An 18,288-nucleotide genomic window follows, 5' to 3' on the forward strand; every position below is an offset into this window, starting at 1 on the left:
CCGGATCATACCTAGAAGTGTCTGATATTGATCCTTCACTATATGGCGTGGTCGGCCTAGCGTTGGGGCCGTGAGTTCCTTCGTGTACGCCGCGGTGCGCACCCCGTTCGGCCGGTTCAACGGCGGCCTGGCCGGGGTCCGACCCGACGATCTGGCCGCCCACGCGATCACCGCCGCGCTGGGGCGTACCCCCGAGCTCGACCCGGCCGCGATCGGCGACATCGTCTGGGGCAACGCCAACGGCGCCGGTGAGGAGAACCGCAACGTCGGCCGGATGGCCGCCCTGCTCGCCGGACTGCCGGTGAGCGTGCCCGCCACCACCGTGAACCGGCTCTGCGGCTCCAGCCTGGACGCGGTGCTGATCGGCTCCCGCACCATCGAGACCGGGGACGCCGACATCGTGCTCACCGGCGGGGTGGAGTCGATGACCCGGGCGCCCTGGGTGCTGCCGAAACCGTCCCGGGCGTACCCGGCCGGTGACGTCGCCGCCGTCTCCACCACCCTCGGCTGGCGGCTGGTCAACCACCGGATGCCGAAGGAGTGGACGGTCTCCCTGGGTGAGGCCAACGAGCAGCTGCAGGAACGGTTCGGCATCTCCCGGGAGCGGCAGGACGAGTTCGCCGCCCGCTCCCACCGGCTCGCCGACCGGGCCTGGTCCGACGGCTTCCATGACGACCTGGTCGTCCCCGTGCCGGACACCGAGCTGACCCGCGACGAGAGCATCCGCCCCGACAGCAGCACCGCCCAGCTCGCCGAACTGAAACCCGCCTTCCGCCCCGACGGCACCATCACCGCCGGCAACGCCTCCCCACTCAGCGACGGCGCCGCGGCGGTCCTCCTCGGCTCCGAGGCCGCGGCCGGCACCATCGGCAGCGAACCGCTGGCCCGGATCGCCGGCCGGGCGGCGTACGCGCTGCAACCGCAGGACTTCGGGTACGCCCCGGTCGAGGCCGCGAACCGGGCCCTGGCCCGCGCCGGGATCGATTGGTCCCAGGTCGGTGCGGTCGAGCTCAACGAGGCCTTCGCCGTCCAGTCGCTGGCCTGCATCGACGCCTGGCCGATCGACCCGGAGATCGTCAACACCCGCGGTGGCGCGATCGCCCTGGGGCATCCGCTGGGCGCCTCGGGCGGGCGGATCGTCGGTACCCTGGCCGCGGTGCTCCGTGAACGCAACGAGCGCTGGGGTGTGGCCGCGATCTGCATCGGTGTCGGCCAAGGACTTGCTGTGGTGCTTGAAAATCTCGAGGCAGGTGTCTGATGGCGCGCACCGAAGTGCTCGAGACCGCGGATCAGGCCGTGGCCGGGATCGCGGACGGTTCGACCGTGCTGGTCGGTGGCTTCGGACTGGCCGGGATGCCGTTCGACCTGATCGACGCGCTGATCCGACAGGGTGCGCAGGACCTGACGATCGTGTCCAACAATGCCGGCAACGGCGAGGTCGGGCTGGCCGCGCTGCTCAAGGCGGGCCGGGTGGCCAAGGTCATCTGCTCCTTCCCGCGGCAGTCCGATTCCTATGTCTTCGACGAGCTCTATCGCAGCGGCCGGATCGAGCTGGAGCTCGTCCCACAAGGAAATCTGGCCGAGCGGATGCGCGCGGCCGGGGCCGGGATCGGCGCCTTCTTCTCACCCGTCGCGGTGGGTACGCCGCTGGCCGAGGGCAAGGAGACCCGCGAGATCGACGGCCGTGAGTTCGTGCTGGAGCATCCGATCCGCGGTGATGTCGCGTTGATCTCCGCCGACCGCGCGGACCGCCTCGGCAATCTCGTCTATCGCCGGACCGCTCGCAACTTCGGACCGGTGATGGCCACCGCGGCCGCGACCACGATCGCCCAGGTCGACCAGATCGTCGATCCCGGCGACCTCGACCCGGAGGCCGTGGTGACCCCGTCGATCTTCGTCGACCGGCTGGTCCGGGTGCCGGCCCGCCGCTACACCGTGCAAGGAGCCCGCTGATGTCGTATCCCTCCGCCGAGCACCCGCTGTCGATGGCTGAACTCGCCGCGCTGATCGCGGCCGACATCCCCCAGGGGTCCTATGTGAACCTGGGCATCGGGCAGCCCACCAAGGTGGCCGACCATCTCACCGCCGACCAGGGCGTGATCCTGCACACCGAGAACGGGATGCTCGGCATGGGCCCGACCGCCACCGGCGATCAGATCGATCCCGACCTGACCAATGCGGGCAAGGTGCCGGTCACCGCACTGCCCGGGGCGGCGTACTTCCATCAGGCGGATTCGTTCGCGATGATGCGCGGCGGCCATCTCGACGTCTGTGTGCTCGGCGCCTACCAGGTGTCGCTGACCGGTGACCTCGCCAACTGGCACACCGGCCGCCCGGACGCCATTCCCGCGGTCGGCGGCGCGATGGATCTGGCCATCGGCGCCAAACAGGTGCTGGTGATGATGTCGCTGTTCGGCCGCGACGGTACGCCGAAACTGGTGCCCAGTTGCGACTATCCGCTGACCGGCGTCGGCTGCGTCAGCCGCGTCTACACCGACCTCGGCATCTTCGAGGTGGGACCGGGCCGGGACGCGGTGACCGTGCTCGCCACCTTCGGCACCACCATCGACGAACTCGCCGACCGCCTCACCGTGCCCGTCTCGACCAGGGAGAGCAGCCTCGCATGACCATGTCCTTCGCACACGAAACCCTCGGCCAGCGGGTCCGTTTCGCCAGCGGCGACGCGGCCGCCGCCCTGGCCGATGAGGTCGGCCGGCTCGGCGCCGAACGGGTGATGGTGATCGCCGGGAACTCCGAGCGGGATCTCGCCGAGCGGGTGAGCGCCGAGCTGCCGGTCGCGCTGGCATACGACGAGGTGAGGATGCACGTCCCGGTCGAGGTCGCGGAGCGGGCCCGGGCGGCGGCCGCGGAGCACCGGGTGGACGCCATCGTCGCGGTCGGCGGTGGGTCCACCACCGGGCTGGCGAAGGCGGTCGCGCTGACCTCCGGCGTACCGATCGTCGCGGTCCCCACCACCTATGCGGGCTCGGAGGCCACCGATGTCTGGGGGCTGACCGAGGACGGCAAGAAGACCACCGGCAGCGATCCCCGGGTGCTGCCGAAGGCGATCGTCTACGACGCCGAGCTGACCACCGGGCTGCCGGTCGAGCTCAGCGTCGCCAGCGGGCTGAACGCCCTGGCGCACTGCGTGGACTCGATGTGGGCGCCGCGGACCGACCCGATCAACCGGGCGCTGGCGAGCGAGGGCATCCGGGCGCTGGCCGAGGGGCTGCCGCAGGTCGTCGACGACCCGGCCGGGCTGCCCGGCCGCGAGCAGACGCTCTATGGGGCGTACCTCTCCGCGGTCGCCTTCGCCTCCGCCGGTTCGGGGCTGCACCACAAGATCTGCCATGTGCTCGGGGGCCGCTACGACCTGCCGCACGCCCCGACCCATGCGATCGTGCTGCCCTACGTGCTGGCGCTGAACGCACCCGAGGCACCGGAGGCCGAGCAGCGGATCGCCGCCGCCTTCGGCAGCGCGACGGCACTCGACGGGCTGCAGGAGCTGCGCCGCCGGACGAACGCGCCGCGGGCGCTGCGCGAGGTCGGTTTCACCGCGGAGCAGATCCCCGATGCGGTCGCCGCGATCCTGCCGGTGGTGCCCGACACCAACCCCACACCTGTCACAGCCGACGATCTGGCCCGCCTGTTGCGCGGCGCCCAGGAAGGAACCGATCCCCGATGACCAGCACCGAAGAAGTCAACCAGCACAGGGAAATCGACGCCGAGCAGCGGGCCCGGGAGGAGGCGCTGATCGAGACCGTGCGCGCCTCCTTCGACGGTACGCACGATGCCCGGGTCGAGCAGATCCTGAAGTCGCTGACCACCCATCTGCACGCCTTCGTCCGCGACGTGCGGCTGACCGAGGAGGAGTGGAAGGCCGGTATTGACTTCCTCACCGCCACCGGCCACATCACCGACGACCGGCGGCAGGAGTTCATCCTGCTCTCCGACGTCCTCGGCGCCTCGATGCAGGTGATCGCGATCAACAACGAGGCGTACGCCGACGCCACCGAGGCCACCGTCTTCGGCCCGTTCTTCGTCGAGGGATCCCCGGAGATCGACCAGGGCGGCGATATCGCCGGACCGGCCGCGGGCCAGCCGTCCTGGGTCGAGGGCAGCGTCCGCGACACCGAGGGGAACCCGGTCGTCGGGGCGAAGATCGAGGCCTGGGAGGCCGATGAGGACGGCTTCTACGACGTCCAGTACGACGGCGACCGGACCGCCGGCCGCGCCCATCTCTACACCGACGAGAACGGGAACTTCCGCTTCTGGGCGGTCACCCCGACCCCGTACCCGATCCCGCACGACGGCCCGGTCGGCAGCCTGCTCGCCGCCGCCAACCGGTCGCCGATGCGGGCCGCGCACCTGCACTTCATGGTCAGCGCCCCCGAGCTGCGCACCCTGGTCACCCACATCTTCGTCCGTGGTGACGACTATCTGGAGCGGGACAGCGTCTTCGGGGTGAAGGAGTCGCTGATCGTCGACTTCGACGAGCAGCCGGCCGGTACGCCGACCCCGGACGGCCGCGACCTGGGTGACAAGACCTGGACCCGGGCCCGGTTCGACATCGTGCTCGCCCCCGCCGACGCGGGCTGAGGCCGCCGGGTCAGACCTGGACGCGCTCCTCGTCGACCAGATCCGGATCGGTGCCGCTGACCGGCGGATCGCTGCGGCGCTGGTCGCCCGGGGGGCGGGGGATCAGCGCGATCGCGATCGCCGAGACCAGCCCGACCACGGCGAACAGCACGAAGTTGTACTGGAACGGCAGCTGCGCACCGGCGATCCAGCCGCCGACGATCGGACCGGCGATGGCGCCGATCCGGGCGAAGGAGAGCGCCCAGCCGACCGCGGTCGCCCGGGCGTACGCCGGGTAGTAGTCGGCGACCCAGGCGGTCAGCACCAGGGAGACCGAGATCGAGCCGATGCCGGCCATCGCGACCAGGCCGTAGTTGACCAGCAGGCTGTTCTTGTTCATCAGGCCCAGGATGCAGACCGCGCCGAGGGCGAAGAAGACGACCAGGACCAGCTTGCGGCCCCAGCGATCGGCCATCCAGCCGAGCAGCAGGCCACCGGCCGCGGAGGCCAGCGAGAAGACCAGCAGGAACATCAGCGAGGAGCCGAGCTGGTAGCCGGCGGCCTTCATGATCGAGGGCAGCCAGGTGTTCAACCCGTAGACCAGCAGCATCCCGCAGAACAGGGAGATCCAGAAGAAGGCGGTCGCGGCGGCGAAGGGGCGGGAGAACAGGATGCCCATCACCTCGCGCGGGCCGCGGCGTACCGACTCGCCCGCGGCCGGCGGGTGCACCCAGTCCGACTCCCGGAACGGGCGGATCCTCAGCCGATCGGCGAGGGTCCGGGCCTGATCGATCTTTCCCTTCTGGACAAGGTATTCCATCGATTCGGGCAGCATCAGCGCGAGAATCGGGATGAGCAGCACCGGTACCGAGCCGATGCCGATCACCCAGCGCCAGCCGTGGCTGTCCAGCACCAGCAGCGCCACCAGGGCGGCGGCGACGATGCCCAGCGAATAACCGGAATACATGATCCCGTAGTTCAGCGCGCGGCGCCGGGGCGGGGAGTATTCGATGGTCAGCGCGGCGGCCACCGGGATGATGCCGCCCATGCCGAGCCCGCCGAGCAGCCGGAACAGCCCGAAGATCTCCGGCGTCGGTGCGAAGGCCGCGCCGAGCTGGGTGGTGGTGAAGATCAGCATCGACAGCAGCAGCATCTTCTTGCGGCCGATCAGGTCGCTCAGCGTGCCGATGAACAGGGCACCGATCAGCATGCCGATGAGCGCCTGGGAGCCGAGCGCGCCGAGCTCCAGCTTGGTCAGCGGGCCCCACTCGCGGTATTCGGCGAGCGCCGGCAGCACGGCGCCGAGGACGCCGACGTCGTAGCCCTCGGCGAGGATGCCGAGCCAGCAGCAGAACAGCACCAGGGCCGTCGTGCGCCGCGGCACCGGCCAGCTCTGGTCGGTCGCATTCGGTGTTCGGGAAGGGGACGGGGACATGGCCGCTCCATTGCTCGCCTCAGCCCGGGGTTCCGGATCGCCGGCCAACTTATAGCGCTTGTGTTGCGACCGTCAACAGGTGCGCAATGTCCGGGCGGGTCTCAGGCCTGGTACGCGCGGCGGTACTCGGTACGGTCGGTGACCGCTGCCTCCGGCACCCAGCGCGACTCCCATTCGCCCTGGCCGAGTTGCACGAAACCGAGTGCGGAGGCCTCGTCCAGGGAGTCGCCGAGATAGTCGACGAGCACCCGGTTCTGCTCGGTGCGCAGCAGTTGGACCCGGGCCGAACCCCAGCGGCCGATGGTGGTCAGCGCCACCGGGCGGCCGTATTCGGCCCGCGGCACCAGTCGGCGTACGGGTCCGTCGAGCAGCAGCAGCTGTTCGTCGTCGAGCTCCTGGACCGGGGTCGCCGAACCATCGCTGCCGAGCAGGTATTTTCCGTTGCACAGTGGGGAACCCGACGGTTCGGGTGCCTCCGGTCCACTGCTCCAACGACCGGTGGTGGCGTCGTGGCTGGCCACCCACTCGATGCTGCCGTCGGCGTACCGGCGCCAGATCTCGGCGGCGTGCGGGATCGGGGTACGCAGATGACCGAGCAGCTCCAGTTCCTCGATCGGCGCGGTCGAGGAGGAACCCGGGGCGTGTCCGGTGCCCGTCCACGGCGCGCGGTGCTCGCGCTGCACCGGCAGGCTCCCGGCCGCCTCGCCGGACCAGTCGGCACTCACCGGGACGATCAGGTCATCGGACCGGATTCCGTTGCAGCGCAGCAGATCCACCGATTCCGCACCCCGGTGGAAGGGCATCTCGAGGCGGCCGGTGCCGTCGTCGACGGCGAAACCGAGGCCGAGCGCGTCGTGGTGCTCGGCCGGGGTACGCAGATGGTTCACCTGGTGCGCGGGGTTGAGCAGACCGCGCAGGGTGCGGCACCGGCCGGAGAGCAGTTCATCGGCCTCACCGGGGCGGAGCACCTTCTGGAAGACGATCAGCCAGGGATTGTCGGGGACCAGTTGGGACCGCAACTCCTCTGGGCCGAAGCGGCGCACCGCGACCATCCCGGTGGTGTGCAGATCGGTCCGCGGGCCGGCGGGTCGCAACCCGGCCGCCGCCAGCGAGGTGCCGGCCAGTGCGGTGGCCGCGACCCCGGTCGGGTTGGCCGGATTGGCCGGATTGGTCGGGGCGATGCGGGGTGCGTCGGTACGCCCGGGGGCGACCGGCGCGACGGCGGCGGTGCCGGGGTTGGCCGGTGGCTGGTTCTGGCCGAGGTTGGTCTGGACCCCGGGGTTGCCGGCCGGGGGAACCGCCGGGGGAGCACCGGAGGGAGCGGGGACGGGTGCGGGAGCGGGGGCCGGGGCGCCACCGGCGAACCCCCCCGGTGGGCCGCCGAATCCACCGGCGCCACCCCCGGGGCCGCCGGGACCACCGGGGCCGGCCGCGCCGCCGAACCCGCCCGCTCCGGTGGGGGTTCCGGCCCCGGGTGCCCCGAGCGCACCCGGGCCGGACGCTGACGCCCCGAGGGGGCCGGGCGCACCGGGTGCACCCAGCGCACCGAGCGCACCGGGTGGTGCGCCGCTGCCGGGGCCGACCAGTGAGGGGTCGGCCCACCCGGCGCTCTCGGTGCCGATCCGTGGCGGGGCGATCGGTTCGGCATGCAGGCCGCCGGGCTCGGGCGTACCGACGGGGATCTCCGGTGCCGGAACCGGATCGGGCGCCGGGGGAACCGAGGGGAGGGGGTCGGGGGGCTCGGGCGCGGGCCTGGGGATCGTCCGGTCCTCCACCCCCGGGTCGGGATCCGGGTAGGACCGCCGCGGTTCGGGCTCGGGGTCGACGATCGGCGTCGGATCGGGGTGCGGGGCGGGTTCGGGCCGCGGCGTGGGTCCCGGCCAGGGGGCCGGTTCGGGACGCGGGGCCGGCTCGGGACGCGGGGTCGGCTCCGGTCGTGGTGCCGCTGGCTCCCCCGGTTGGGGCGCTGGGTCGGGCCGCGGCGCTGGGTCCGGCCGAGGTGCCGGCTCGGGGCGCGGTGCCGGTTCGGGGCGCGGTGCCGGCTCGGGGCCTGAGCCCGGTCCGGGCCGTGGTGCCGGCTCGGGATCCGAAGTGGACGGGGGTGCGGGCGCGGGTTCCGGCGCGGGGTCCGGGTCGTTGCCGGGTGCCGGTGCGGGGCCGGGTGCCGGTGCGGTCGGTCCCGGATCGCCCGGCAGCGGCGGTGTGGGTGCGGTGGGTTCTTCGGCCGCGGGTTCGGGACCGGGTGCCACCGGTGGCGGTTCCGCACCGGGACCGGCGCCCGCGCCACCGGCCCCGCCCGGTGGGGGTGGCGTACCGGGTGCTGGGCCGGTCGGTGGCGGCATTCCGGGCAGCACGCCGCCCTGTTCCATCTCCTCGCTGGTCACCTCACCGGTGTCCTCGAGCAGGCTGCCACTGTCCAGCGGCATTGGTGCGGTGTCCGGGCCCGGCATGGTGGTGCCGTCCTGCCCGCCGAAACCGGCCGGTGGCGCCCCGTCGAAGGTGTCCGGGCCCTGTTCGGCCCCGGGCCCGTCGAGCAACTTGTCCGCCGACCGGTCGAGTTGCTCACGCTGGGTGGGGTCGAAGGCCTGGTCGGCCGCGCCGCTGCGGGGATCCGCCGGCGGCCGGGAGGCCAGCCGACGCTCGTGTTCGGTGCGGCCGCCGATGTCGGAGACCAGGGCGTCCAGTCCGCCCTGGTCGGTCTTCGGAGCCGGCCCGGGTGCCGGATCGAGATCCAGTTCGAGCGTGAGGCCGCCCAGCCGGCGGGTCAGTGCCCGGGACAGCGCCTGCAACCGGGCCTGGGCCACCACCTGCAACTGCCGCAGCTTGGTCGGCACCTCCGCCAGTCCGAGCGGACCCAGCAGGGCAGCGGTGGCCACGGCCTTCACGCTGGCGATCAGCAGCGAGTGCAGGATCGTGTTCATGGCGTTCTTGGCGGCGGTGACGAGTTCGGCGGCCTGCTCGCAGGCCTGCGCCGCGGAGGTGCAGCCCGCACTGGTACGCCCCAGCCAGCCGCCGATCAACCCGATCCGCTGCTGGGATGCGTCACCGGCGGTGCCCTGGTGTTCGGTGGCCAGGGATCGCCCGGTCCCGGTGACCTCGGTGCCGCGCTCGGCCACGGCGGTCGCGAGCGCTCGCCAGGCCGTGCCGAGTCGACGCAGCGCGTCCTCGTCCGCCTCCGGGAAGCTGTCGGCGTACACCCACTTCGGAATCAGCGGTCCGGCCTCCGCGGTGATCGTCATGCGCCGGGTCCGCTGTTCTCAGCCTCGGTGCGGTCGTAGCCGTTGGCGGTGGCATCGAGTCGCTCGCTGAGGTCCTCGACCTGCGCGTCGGCGGTCACGGCGGCGATGATCAGGGCCAGCGCATCGGGCAGATAGGAGAGGGCGAAGGCGTTGCCGGGCGCATCCTGGCCCCAGCAGGCGGACTCGGTGCGGATATCGGTGAGGGCCGCGACGATCGCGCTCTGGGTGCCTCCGGAGTCGGCGCGCAGCGCCTCCGACGAACGACGCAGCGCCGCTGTCGAGACGAAGATCTTCTCCACGCGTACCCCTCTGGTCAGCCCCCGAACGGTCAACCGGCCCCCTTTCTACCGCGCCAACCGGTCACTGGAGGAGGCTGAGCGGAGCGGAATTATCCGGTGGAGCCACTACGGTGGTCGGGTGACTTTCCATCCCGAAGACTGGCAGCCGGTGGAGGGCTTCGACTTCACCGACATCACCTACCACCGGGCGCGCGAGGTGCCCGCGGTGCGGATCGCCTTCGATCGGCCCGAGGTGCGCAATGCCTTCCGCCCGCACACCGTCGACGAGCTCTACACCGCGCTGGACCATGCCCGGATGAGCCCGGACGTCGGTTGTGTGCTGCTGACCGGCAACGGGCCGGCCCCCAAGGATGGGGTGTGGGCGTTCTGCTCGGGTGGCGATCAGCGGATCCGTGGGCGGTCGGGATATCAGTACGCCGACGGCGAGACCGCTGACACGGTGCAGCAGGCCCGCGCGGGCCGGTTGCACGTCCTGGAGGTGCAGCGGTTGATCCGGTTCATGCCGAAGCCGGTGATCGCGCTGGTCAACGGTTGGGCGGCCGGCGGCGGGCATTCGCTGCACGTGGTCTGCGATCTCACCCTGGCCAGCGCCGAGCATGCACACTTCAAGCAGACCGATGCCGACGTCGGCTCCTTCGACGCCGGGTACGGTTCGGCCTACCTGGCCCGCCAGGTGGGCCAGAAAGTGGCCCGCGAGATCTTCTTCCTGGGTGAGGAATACTCCGCCGAGGACGGTTTCCGGATGGGTACGGTGAACCGGGTAGTGCCGCACGACGAACTGGAGAAGGTCGGGCTGGACTGGGCGGCGAAGATCTGTCAGAAGTCACCCACCGCGCAGCGGATGCTGAAGTTCGCCTTCAACGCCGTCGACGATGGGCTGGTCGGCCAGCAGGTGTTCGCCGGTGAGACCACCCGGCTCGCCTACATGACCGACGAGGCCGTCGAGGGCCGCGACGCCTTCCTGGAGAAGCGCGACCCCGACTGGTCGAAGTTCCCGTACTACTTCTGATCCTGCCCTTCACGTTCCCCGAGTACCTCGCGCAGCGACCGTTCCCTTTCACGTTCCTCGAGTAGGTCGCGCAGCGACCGTGTCGAGAGGAATCCCATGCTCGCTGAGCGAGGAGGAACGGCGAGTCGAAGCCACGGCCTCAGGGTGACGATGGTTTCGACTCGTCGCTGCGCTCCTCGCTCAACCAACGTGGGGCCGCGCTCCCGTGGTCGGGGCATGGGAGTTCGGTTGGGGCATGGCACACCATGCTCGGACCGAAGGACGATGCCCCGACCGATTCAGAAGGGTGCGGGTTCGACGGATTCGCTGCTTTGGTTGGGAATCAGGGCAGGCTGCTGCTCCGGGCGAACCGGCTTCTTCGCCGTCTTCTGCTTGACCGTGTTGTCCTTGGCTGCCTCGGCTTGTTCGCGGGCTGCCTGGCGTAGGTCGCGGAGGCGTTGGTTCTTGCGGGCGCGGCGGAGTCGTTCGCGTTCGCGGGCTTCGTCGGCGGCTTGTTCGGCTTCGGCCTGTTCCTTCTCCAGCTGGGTCTGGCCGTTGCACAGGGTCTCCCGAAGCAGCTTTTCGGTCCGAGAGAGTGAAGCGGCCGGGTCGTTGATCAGGTGGTCGGGTGGTGGATGATTCCAGGTCCCGTAGCTGGTGACCCAGGCCTCCTGCCCGGCCGGGGTTTTCCAGTGGAACACCCCCGGGGAGGGTTGCTCGACCCGGAATCCGGCGTGGGTCCTGGCCCGATGCAAGGCCCGGTTCAACGGACCCAGGTTGCCCGAACTGGTCGGCCCCTCCGGGGCAGGGATCGTGTGATCCAGATCGATCCCGCGGCCGAACGCGGAGCGATTCGATCGAGGAAACATCACATACCGGTCGCGGAGCTTCACCCTCTGCGCGAGTTCGTCGCTGGGTCGGTAGGTGTTCACCATCACCGGTGCTGCCAGGTCGATCACCGGCCGCACCTTCACGGTCCCGGTGCAGCGCTCCAGCAGCTCCTTCAAGTGCTGGAGGGTGACCGGTCCGAGTGCTTCGCCTTCACCGCCGCGACGGTTGGCGAGGTCCTTCTGGTGGACGTGCAGGATCAGTTCGGCACCGTGCCGGCAGCGCTCGGAGGTGGCTGTGGCGATCTCGCCGTGCTTGTTGACCACCTCACCAGCAGGGGTGACGGTCGCACTGTCGAACAGCGAGGGTTGGAGCAGTTGCCGCGCCCGGTCCGGGTGGGCGAGGTGGCCGAGCGCTTCGGCGCGGAGTTCGTCCCTGGATGCCGTCGAGCCACCGGCTTTCAGCACGTCGGCGAGACGGTCGAGGGTGCCGTTCAACTGGGCGGCGTCACCGGCGTCGAGGTTGGCGTAGAGGTCGGTGATTCCCGGGGTGTTCCGGTTGGGGGTGAACTCGACGCGGCGTTGCTTCTTCGCGGCCTGCCGTTCGGCTTCTTTGTCGTCGTTGAGCATCAACGCCCCGACCTGGGCCTCGGTCGTCGCGACCGCGCGTTTCGGGGTGAGGTTGACCAGACGGAGTGACCAGAGGGAGTCGAACTCGCGGGCCTGGGTGAAGCTCAACTGCAACGCGGCGCGGGAGATGTCGCGGGCGACCCAGACGGGGATGTCGCAGTCCAGGGTGGCCTGCCACAGGATCGGATGCCGATGCCGCAGGTTGAGCACGTCGGCGGTCCAGACCTGCGCGGTCTCCGGTGAGCAGCCCAGCGACATCGCGAGTTCGAGGTGGAAGAACTCGGTGATGCCGGGCGTACCGTCGGCACCGGGGAAGACGAGTTGTTCACCGTGCAGCACGCGGGCGGTGAGTTCGTCGGTGTGGGTGTTGAGGCCGGAGTAGGTGTCGCAGGCGGCGGCGATCGCAACGAGGCGGCGGGCTTCGGTCTGGGCGATCTGCTCGCTTTCGGCGCGGATCGCTGCGAACACTTCGGCTCGTTCGGTGGTCATCTTTGGTCACCTCCTCTCATCTGCTACATCCAATATTAGTCACTGTGTTCGAATAACTCAAGGGGTTTGAGGAAAGTTTCTGGGTTCATCTCGACACGTCGGCCATTGCTCCGCTTCGCTGCGCATGGCCGACTACTCGATGAACGTTTGAGGGCTTGGCTTCGACTCGTCGCTGCGCTCCTCGCTCAACCGGCGCACCGGTGGACCGGGTTCATCTCGACACGGTCGCTGCGCGACCTACTCGATGAACGTGGGGGGAGTCCTCGCTGCGCGACCTGTTCGATGAACGCGGGGGAGGGGGGGGCGGGGTGGGTGTTGTATCGTCGTCTGTGCAAGCAACGTGCTCCGGGGTCGGTGAAAGTCCGAGCCGGCGGTGACAGTCCGCGACCCGCGTCCCTCACAGGAGGCGGCTGAGCCGGTGGAATTCCGGCACCGACGGTTAAAGTCCGGATGGGAGGCGCACGGTTCGCTCGCGTACGCCACCAGGCGGCTCGGTGCTCGGCGCCGGCACCTCGGGGCGTATGCCCGCGTTCTGCGTACCCCGGGTCACCAGGACCGGAGGAGAGAGCAGGACGTGACCGACAGTCACCACACCACGCTGCGTACCGTCGCATCCCAGCGACGCGGCGGTGGACCGGTGCTGCGGGTGTTCGCACCGGTCCTGCTCGGCCTGGTCGTGCTGTCGATCTGGCAGCTGCTCACCGCCGGCGGACGCATCCTGCCGACGCTGCTGCCCAGCCCGGCGGCGGTCTTCACCCGCTTCGCCGACGACCTGGCCGCCGGCCAGCTGCTCACCCTGACCGGTACCACGCTGGTCGAGGCGCTGCTCGGTTCCCTGCTCGCCGCCGTGATCGCGCTGCCGCTGGGCTACCTGATCGCCCACTGGCGGGTCTTCGACGCCGCGGTGTCGCCCTATCTTGCTGCCTCACAAGCGATCCCGGCCGTCGCCGTCGCGCCGCTGCTGGTCATCTGGGTCGGCTACGGACTGCTGCCGATCATGCTGCTCTGCGCCCTGCTGGTCTTCTTCCCCGTCGTGCTGTCCACGGTCCTCGGCATCCGCGGCATCCGCCGCGAGCTGATCGAGGCCGCCGAACTGGACGGCGCCGCCGGCGTACGCATGCTGCGCCACATCGAGTGGCCACTCGCCCTGCGCGCCGTGCTCACCGGCATCCGCAACGGCTTCACCCTCTCGATCACCGGTGCCGTCGTCGGCGAACTGGTGATGGGCGGCAACGGGCTGGGGATGCTGCTCTCGGTGCAGGCATCGACCGTCGACACCACCGGGCTGTTCGCCACCTTGCTGATGCTCTGCCTGCTCGCCGTCGCCATCTACCTGCTGCTGGTCGCCATCGAATGGGCCAGCGACCCGCTGCGCGATCCGCGCCGTCCACGCACCACCGCACGACCGAAGGAGACAGCATGAATCGTCGGCATTTCCTTGCCTCATTGGGGGCCGCGGCACTCGCGGCCACGGTGGCCGGGTGCAACCAGGCCACCCCCGGCAACGCTCCGGCGGGCGGCGGTGTGCCGTTGACCATCGGGTTGACCTACACCCCCGACATCCAGTTCGCGCCCTTCTATCTGGCCGAGTCCGCGGGCCATTTCGAGGCCCAGGGAGTACGCGTGACACTGCGTCACCACGGTGCCAACGAGCAACTTCTCGGCGCCCTCCAGGCCGGTACCGAGCAGCTCGTCTACGCCGGCGGCGACGAGTTGCTGCAGGCCCGCTCCCAGGGCGTCGCGGTGACCGACATCGCCACCCTCTACCAGGAGTACCCGGTGGTCGCGATCGTCCGCGAGGAGTCCCCGATCCGCTCCGCCGCCGACCTGCGCGGCCGCCGCATCGGCGTCCCGGGCCCCTACGGCGAGACCTGGTTCGGGCTGCTCGCGCTGCTCGAAACAGCGGGACTGAAGCAGAGCGACGTCCAGGTGCAGAACATCGGCTACACCCAGCAGGCGGCCCTGACCAGCAACCAGGTGGAGGTGGTGATGGGGTACGCCAACAACGACGCCGTCCGCTTCAGCCAGGCCGGGATTCCCATCCGGTCGCTGCCGCTGGCCGAGGAGCAGGCCGCGGTGCCGCTGGTCGGGGTCGGTCTGGGGGCCGCCGATCAGGTGCTGCAGACCCGGGCGGAGGATCTGCGGAAGGTGATCAACGCGGTCCGCCGCGGGATCGACGACCTGGTCGCCGACCCGAACAAGGCGGTCGAGGCCGCCAAGAAATATGTGCCGAACCTGTCGGTACCGGCGCAGCAACAGGCGGCACTGGCCACCCTGGAAGCAACCATTCCGCTGTTCGGAGACCCGGCCACCGCCGGCCAGCAGGACCCCGCCCGGTGGGAGTCGATGGCGGAGTTCATGCAGCAGATGGGCCTGCTCGCCAAGCCGGTGCCGGCCGCCGAGGCGTACACCGACACACTGCTGAACTGATCCTCAGGACTCGGACTGCTCCTGCCCCGACTTCTCCTGTTCAGCCAGGAAATCCGCCAGCTCCGCCGGGGTCGGATAGGACGGCTGCGCACCGTGCCGGGTGGTCGCGAAGGCACCCACCCGGGCCGCGAAGCGGGCCGCTTCGACCAGGTCGTCGCCCTCGGCCAGCCGGTACGCCAGCGCGCCGGTGAACGCATCGCCGGCACCGGTGCTGTCCACCGCCCGGACCCGCACACTCGGTACATGCTCGGAGCGGTCCCCGTCGATGACCAGCGCACCCTCCGCGCCCAGGGTGATCACGGCCCGCCGGATGTCCTTGCCGGCAAGGAGTTCCGCGGCACGCTCCAACGCCGCCTCCTCACCGACCAGGTCGGCCAGCTCGTGCTCGTTGACCAGCAGCACCTCGGTCGCCGCCAGCAGCTCCGGGCCCACCGGCGCCGACGGCGACAGGTTCAACAGCACCCGTACGCCCCGGCGGCTCGCCTCCTGTGCGGCGGTCAGCACCACCCGCTGATCCACCTCCAGACACAGGCAGAGCACCGCCGCGTCGGCGAAGAGTTCGTCCGCCTCGAGCACGTGCTCCACCGCGAGCTTCCCGTTGGCACCGGGGGAGATGATGATGAAGTTCTCCCCGGCATCGTCGACCGCGATCATCGCGGTCCCGGTGGCCACGCCGGCGACCGAGCGGATCCACCGCTGCTCCACCCCGGCCCGCTCCGAGGCGGCGCGCAGCAGCTCACCGTGCGGGTCGTCACCGACCAGCCCGAGCAACCCGACCCGGCCGCCGAGCCGGGCCGCCGCTGCCGCCTGATTGCTGGATTTCCCACCAGGGTTGATCTCCAGCTCCGAACCGGACACCGTTTCGCCACCACGGGGCAGCCGCTCGGTACGGACGGTCAGGTCGGCGTTCATCGAACCGACCACGGCGATGCGGGCCATGCTCACTCCTTCGTCTTGTCTGCAACAGATTCGGTGCCGACGGCTGCGGCGCTGTCCTCGGTCGGGCGGGGAATCAGCATCGAGACCAGCATCGCCACCAGCAGCAGCACCGCACCGGTGATGATGCCGGCCTGGTAACCGGCCGCCGAACCGGGAGCGGTGAAGGCGGTCTGCATCGCCAGCAGGATGGCGAAACTGAGCCCGGCGCCCAGATTGAAGGCACCGGCGTTCAACCCCGGCAGCACCCCGGGTGCCTCCGGCGGGGAGAGCGCCACTCCGAGCCCGTTCAGCATGATGTTCACCGTGCCGGCATAGGTCAGGCCGATGAAGATCGACAGCACCAGCAGCAGCACCGCCGACGCGTTGCCGGAGGTGAACGCCAGCACCACCGCCCCGACCAGGGTGCCGATCATGCCGACCCGCAGCACCGCGAGATAGCCGACCGAGGAGGCCAACCGCCCGGCCACCGGGCCCATCGCCAACCCGGCCAGGGCGTACGGGGTGAGGGTCCACAGGGCCGCGGCGTCGGCGCTCAACCCGGGGCCGACCTCGGCGTCCTGGGCCAGCCCGGGTACCAGGCCGTTCATCATCGCGAACACCCCGGTCATCGTCAGCAGGGTCGTCAACAGCAGCGCCCAGGTCTCTCGGCGCCGCAACTGGGCGGGTCGGATCAACGGATGCGGACGCCGCTTCGCCAGCGTCCAGAACACCGCGAACACCACCACCGCCAGCACCAGCAGGCCACCGACCAGCACCCAGTTCGCCTCGGCCAGCTTGCCCGCCTCGTTGATCGCGGTGAGCGCGGCGCCGACGGTGATCACCAGCAGCAGCACCCCCAGCCAGTCCATCGGCACCTGTTCACCACCGCGCGACTCGGGTGCCAGCAGCAGCACCAGCACCGCCGCCAACCCGGCCACCGCGGCCATCGCCCAGAACACCGACCGGAAACCGTAGGTCGAGGCCAACCAGCCACCGGCCAGCGCATCCACCCCGGCCACGCCACCGTTCACCGCGGTGACCACGCCCATCAGCGTGGTGTAGGTCCGGTTGTCGGGGATCTCGTGGCGCAACATGATCAGACACAGCGGAACGGTCGGCCCGGAGACCCCCTGGATCACCCGGGCCACGAACAGCATCGGGATCCCGGTCGAGAAGGCGGCGAGCACACAACCGAGTGCCATCAGCGCCAGCATCCCGACCAGCACCCGCCGCCGACCGAAGAGATCTCCCAACCGGGGCAGGAAAAGCGAGAACAGGGCGGCCGAGGTGAAGAACGCCGTCTGGGTGGTACCGACCGCAGCGGCGGTGGTGCCCAGCTCCCGCTCGATCGAGACCAGCGCCGGCGACAGCATCGAGGCGTTCAGCTGGAAGGCCACGCAGGCGGCCAGCAATGCGGTCAGCAGCACCCCGGCGCCGACCCGCTGCCGCCCGGCGACCTCACTCATGACTTCACCTCACCGATCCGCTCCAGGGCATCGGTGACCAGGCCCCAGAAGCGGTCGAAATCGAGCTGCACCGCCACCTGGGTGGGACAGTCGGCGGGCGGCTTGCCACGGAAGTCGGCGACCGTCATGCCGAGGGTCTCGGTGCCGGTCAGCTCGATCGTCACCGGCGCCTTCCGGGTCGTCAGCACCGCCGGGTCGATGACATAGGCCACCGCGCACGGGTCGTGCACCGGCGGGGAGTCGAAGTCCTGATTCTCCTTGTACGCCTTGCCGAAATAGTCGAACAGGTCCAGCACGAACTCCGCCGGCTCGGTGCCGACCGCGCGGATCTTCTCGGCCACCTCCGGGGTGGCCAGCGCCTGATGGGTGAGGTCCAGCCCGACCATGGTCACCGGCCAACCGGCACCGAAGACGATGTGCGCGGCCTCCGGATCGATCTTGATGTTGAACTCGGCCACCGCCGACCAGTTTCCGGTGTGGTAGCCGCCGCCCATCAGCACCACCTCGCGTACCCGCTCGATGATCCGCGGCTCCAACCGCGCCGCCAGGGCGATATTGGTCAACGCACCGGTCGGTACCAGGGTGATCTCGCCCGGATCGTGCGACATCACGGTGTCGATGATCAGCTGCACCGCGTGCATCGGCGCCACCGGGGTGGTCGCCTCCCGCATCCGCGGGCCCTCCATCCCGGACTCGCCGTGGATGTCCTCGGCGACCTCCTGGCTGCGTACCAGCGGCCGGTCCGCACCCGCCGCGATCGGCACCCCGCGCATCCCGATCACCGTCGCCACCGACTGGGCGTTGCGGGTCACCTTCTCCAGCGTCTGGTTGCCGGCGACGGTGGTCACCGCGACCAGATCGATCTCGGGATTGCCGTGGGCCAGCAGCAGCGCGATCGCGTCGTCGTGACCGGGATCGCAGTCCAGGATGATTTTGCGGGGCATCGGTGCACCTCCAACTACAGCGGGTGGAGGCCCGACGTTACTACC

General features: G+C 70.4%; 15 protein-coding genes and 1 riboswitch. Of the genes, 8 read left to right on the forward strand and 7 right to left on the reverse strand.

Annotation, left to right across the window (positions count from 1 at the left end; genetic code table 11):
• The first annotated feature begins 70 nt into the window (after nucleotides 1–70).
• Genes BI335_RS04520 through BI335_RS04540 form a run of 5 tightly spaced genes read left to right on the forward strand, consistent with a single transcriptional unit; the run spans nucleotide 71 to nucleotide 4,599 of the window.
• Nucleotides 71–1,258, forward strand: coding sequence for a thiolase family protein (locus BI335_RS04520; RefSeq protein WP_094404980.1), 1,188 nt, complete (start codon nucleotides 71–73; stop codon nucleotides 1,256–1,258).
• Nucleotides 1,258–1,953, forward strand: a complete 696-nt coding sequence (locus tag BI335_RS04525) for a 3-oxoacid CoA-transferase subunit A (protein ID WP_094403303.1) — start codon at nucleotides 1,258–1,260, stop codon at nucleotides 1,951–1,953. Before BI335_RS04520 ends, BI335_RS04525 begins: the two co-directional genes overlap by 1 nt.
• Entirely contained in the window at nucleotides 1,953–2,627 is a 675-nt protein-coding gene (locus BI335_RS04530; protein WP_094404981.1) for a 3-oxoacid CoA-transferase subunit B, read from the forward strand. The genes BI335_RS04525 and BI335_RS04530 overlap by 1 nt, the downstream gene beginning before the upstream one ends.
• Complete coding sequence (locus BI335_RS04535; protein WP_229117715.1) at nucleotides 2,624–3,685, forward strand: maleylacetate reductase; 1,062 nt, start codon at nucleotides 2,624–2,626, stop codon at nucleotides 3,683–3,685. The genes BI335_RS04530 and BI335_RS04535 overlap by 4 nt, the downstream gene beginning before the upstream one ends.
• Nucleotides 3,682–4,599 carry a dioxygenase family protein gene (locus BI335_RS04540; RefSeq protein WP_094404983.1) on the forward strand — a complete coding sequence of 306 codons (918 nt, stop codon included), beginning with the start codon at nucleotides 3,682–3,684 and terminating at the stop codon, nucleotides 4,597–4,599. The genes BI335_RS04535 and BI335_RS04540 overlap by 4 nt, the downstream gene beginning before the upstream one ends.
• Before the next feature lie 10 nt (nucleotides 4,600–4,609).
• Here the strand turns inward: BI335_RS04540 and BI335_RS04545 are convergent, their stop codons facing one another.
• The 3 genes from BI335_RS04545 to BI335_RS04555 form a co-directional block, all read right to left on the reverse strand.
• The gene (locus tag BI335_RS04545) at nucleotides 4,610–6,013 is read right to left on the reverse strand and encodes an MFS transporter (RefSeq protein ID WP_094357635.1); all 1,404 of its coding nucleotides are present in this window, start codon (nucleotides 6,011–6,013) and stop codon (nucleotides 4,610–4,612) included.
• Nucleotides 6,014–6,114: 101 nt separating this feature from the next.
• A complete protein-coding gene (locus BI335_RS20980; protein ID WP_144009070.1) occupies nucleotides 6,115–9,252 on the reverse strand; it encodes a WXG100-like domain-containing protein in 3,138 nt (1,045 codons plus the stop codon).
• Nucleotides 9,249–9,551 (reverse strand): hypothetical protein, encoded by a 303-nt coding sequence (locus tag BI335_RS04555; protein WP_094401729.1) that lies wholly within the window; start codon nucleotides 9,549–9,551, stop codon nucleotides 9,249–9,251. The genes BI335_RS20980 and BI335_RS04555 overlap by 4 nt, the downstream gene beginning before the upstream one ends.
• Nucleotides 9,552–9,669: 118 nt before the next feature.
• On the opposite strand from BI335_RS04555, the gene BI335_RS04560 reads away from it, so the two are divergent.
• Nucleotides 9,670–10,560 carry a 1,4-dihydroxy-2-naphthoyl-CoA synthase gene (locus tag BI335_RS04560; RefSeq protein WP_094429801.1) on the forward strand — a complete coding sequence of 297 codons (891 nt, stop codon included), beginning with the start codon at nucleotides 9,670–9,672 and terminating at the stop codon, nucleotides 10,558–10,560.
• 278 nt (nucleotides 10,561–10,838) lie between these two features.
• Here BI335_RS04560 and BI335_RS04565 read toward each other — a convergent pair whose 3' ends face one another.
• On the reverse strand, nucleotides 10,839–12,485 hold the full coding sequence (locus tag BI335_RS04565) for a 13E12 repeat family protein (protein ID WP_094429802.1): 1,647 nt from the start codon (nucleotides 12,483–12,485) through the stop codon (nucleotides 10,839–10,841).
• Between the two features lie 337 nt (nucleotides 12,486–12,822).
• Nucleotides 12,823–12,951: riboswitch (FMN riboswitch) on the forward strand.
• A 108-nt stretch (nucleotides 12,952–13,059) separates the two neighbouring features.
• Between BI335_RS04565 and BI335_RS04570 the strand changes: the two genes are divergently transcribed.
• Together BI335_RS04570 and BI335_RS04575 are read left to right on the forward strand one after the other, a co-directional pair.
• Entirely contained in the window at nucleotides 13,060–13,908 is an 849-nt protein-coding gene (locus tag BI335_RS04570) for an ABC transporter permease (protein ID WP_229117677.1), read from the forward strand.
• Nucleotides 13,905–14,915 (forward strand): ABC transporter substrate-binding protein, encoded by a 1,011-nt coding sequence (locus BI335_RS04575; RefSeq protein ID WP_166646735.1) that lies wholly within the window; start codon nucleotides 13,905–13,907, stop codon nucleotides 14,913–14,915. Before BI335_RS04570 ends, BI335_RS04575 begins: the two co-directional genes overlap by 4 nt.
• A 3-nt stretch (nucleotides 14,916–14,918) precedes the next feature.
• On the opposite strand, the gene BI335_RS04580 is transcribed toward BI335_RS04575, so the two are convergent.
• From BI335_RS04580 to uriH, 3 genes are read right to left on the reverse strand one after another with little or no spacing between them, the layout of a single operon-like run.
• Nucleotides 14,919–15,854, reverse strand: a complete 936-nt coding sequence (locus tag BI335_RS04580; RefSeq protein WP_094404743.1) for a ribokinase — start codon at nucleotides 15,852–15,854, stop codon at nucleotides 14,919–14,921.
• A gap of 2 nt (nucleotides 15,855–15,856) precedes the next feature.
• Nucleotides 15,857–17,299 carry a uridine transporter UriT gene (gene uriT, locus BI335_RS04585; protein WP_094404744.1) on the reverse strand — a complete coding sequence of 481 codons (1,443 nt, stop codon included), beginning with the start codon at nucleotides 17,297–17,299 and terminating at the stop codon, nucleotides 15,857–15,859.
• Nucleotides 17,296–18,243, reverse strand: coding sequence for a uridine-preferring nucleoside hydrolase UriH (gene uriH / locus BI335_RS04590; protein WP_094404745.1), 948 nt, complete (start codon nucleotides 18,241–18,243; stop codon nucleotides 17,296–17,298). The genes uriT and uriH overlap by 4 nt, the downstream gene beginning before the upstream one ends.
• Nucleotides 18,244–18,288: the final 45 nt, after the last annotated feature.

Source organism: Enemella evansiae (genome assembly GCF_002250705.1).
Taxonomy (GTDB): Bacteria; Actinomycetota; Actinomycetes; order Propionibacteriales; family Propionibacteriaceae; genus Enemella; species Enemella evansiae.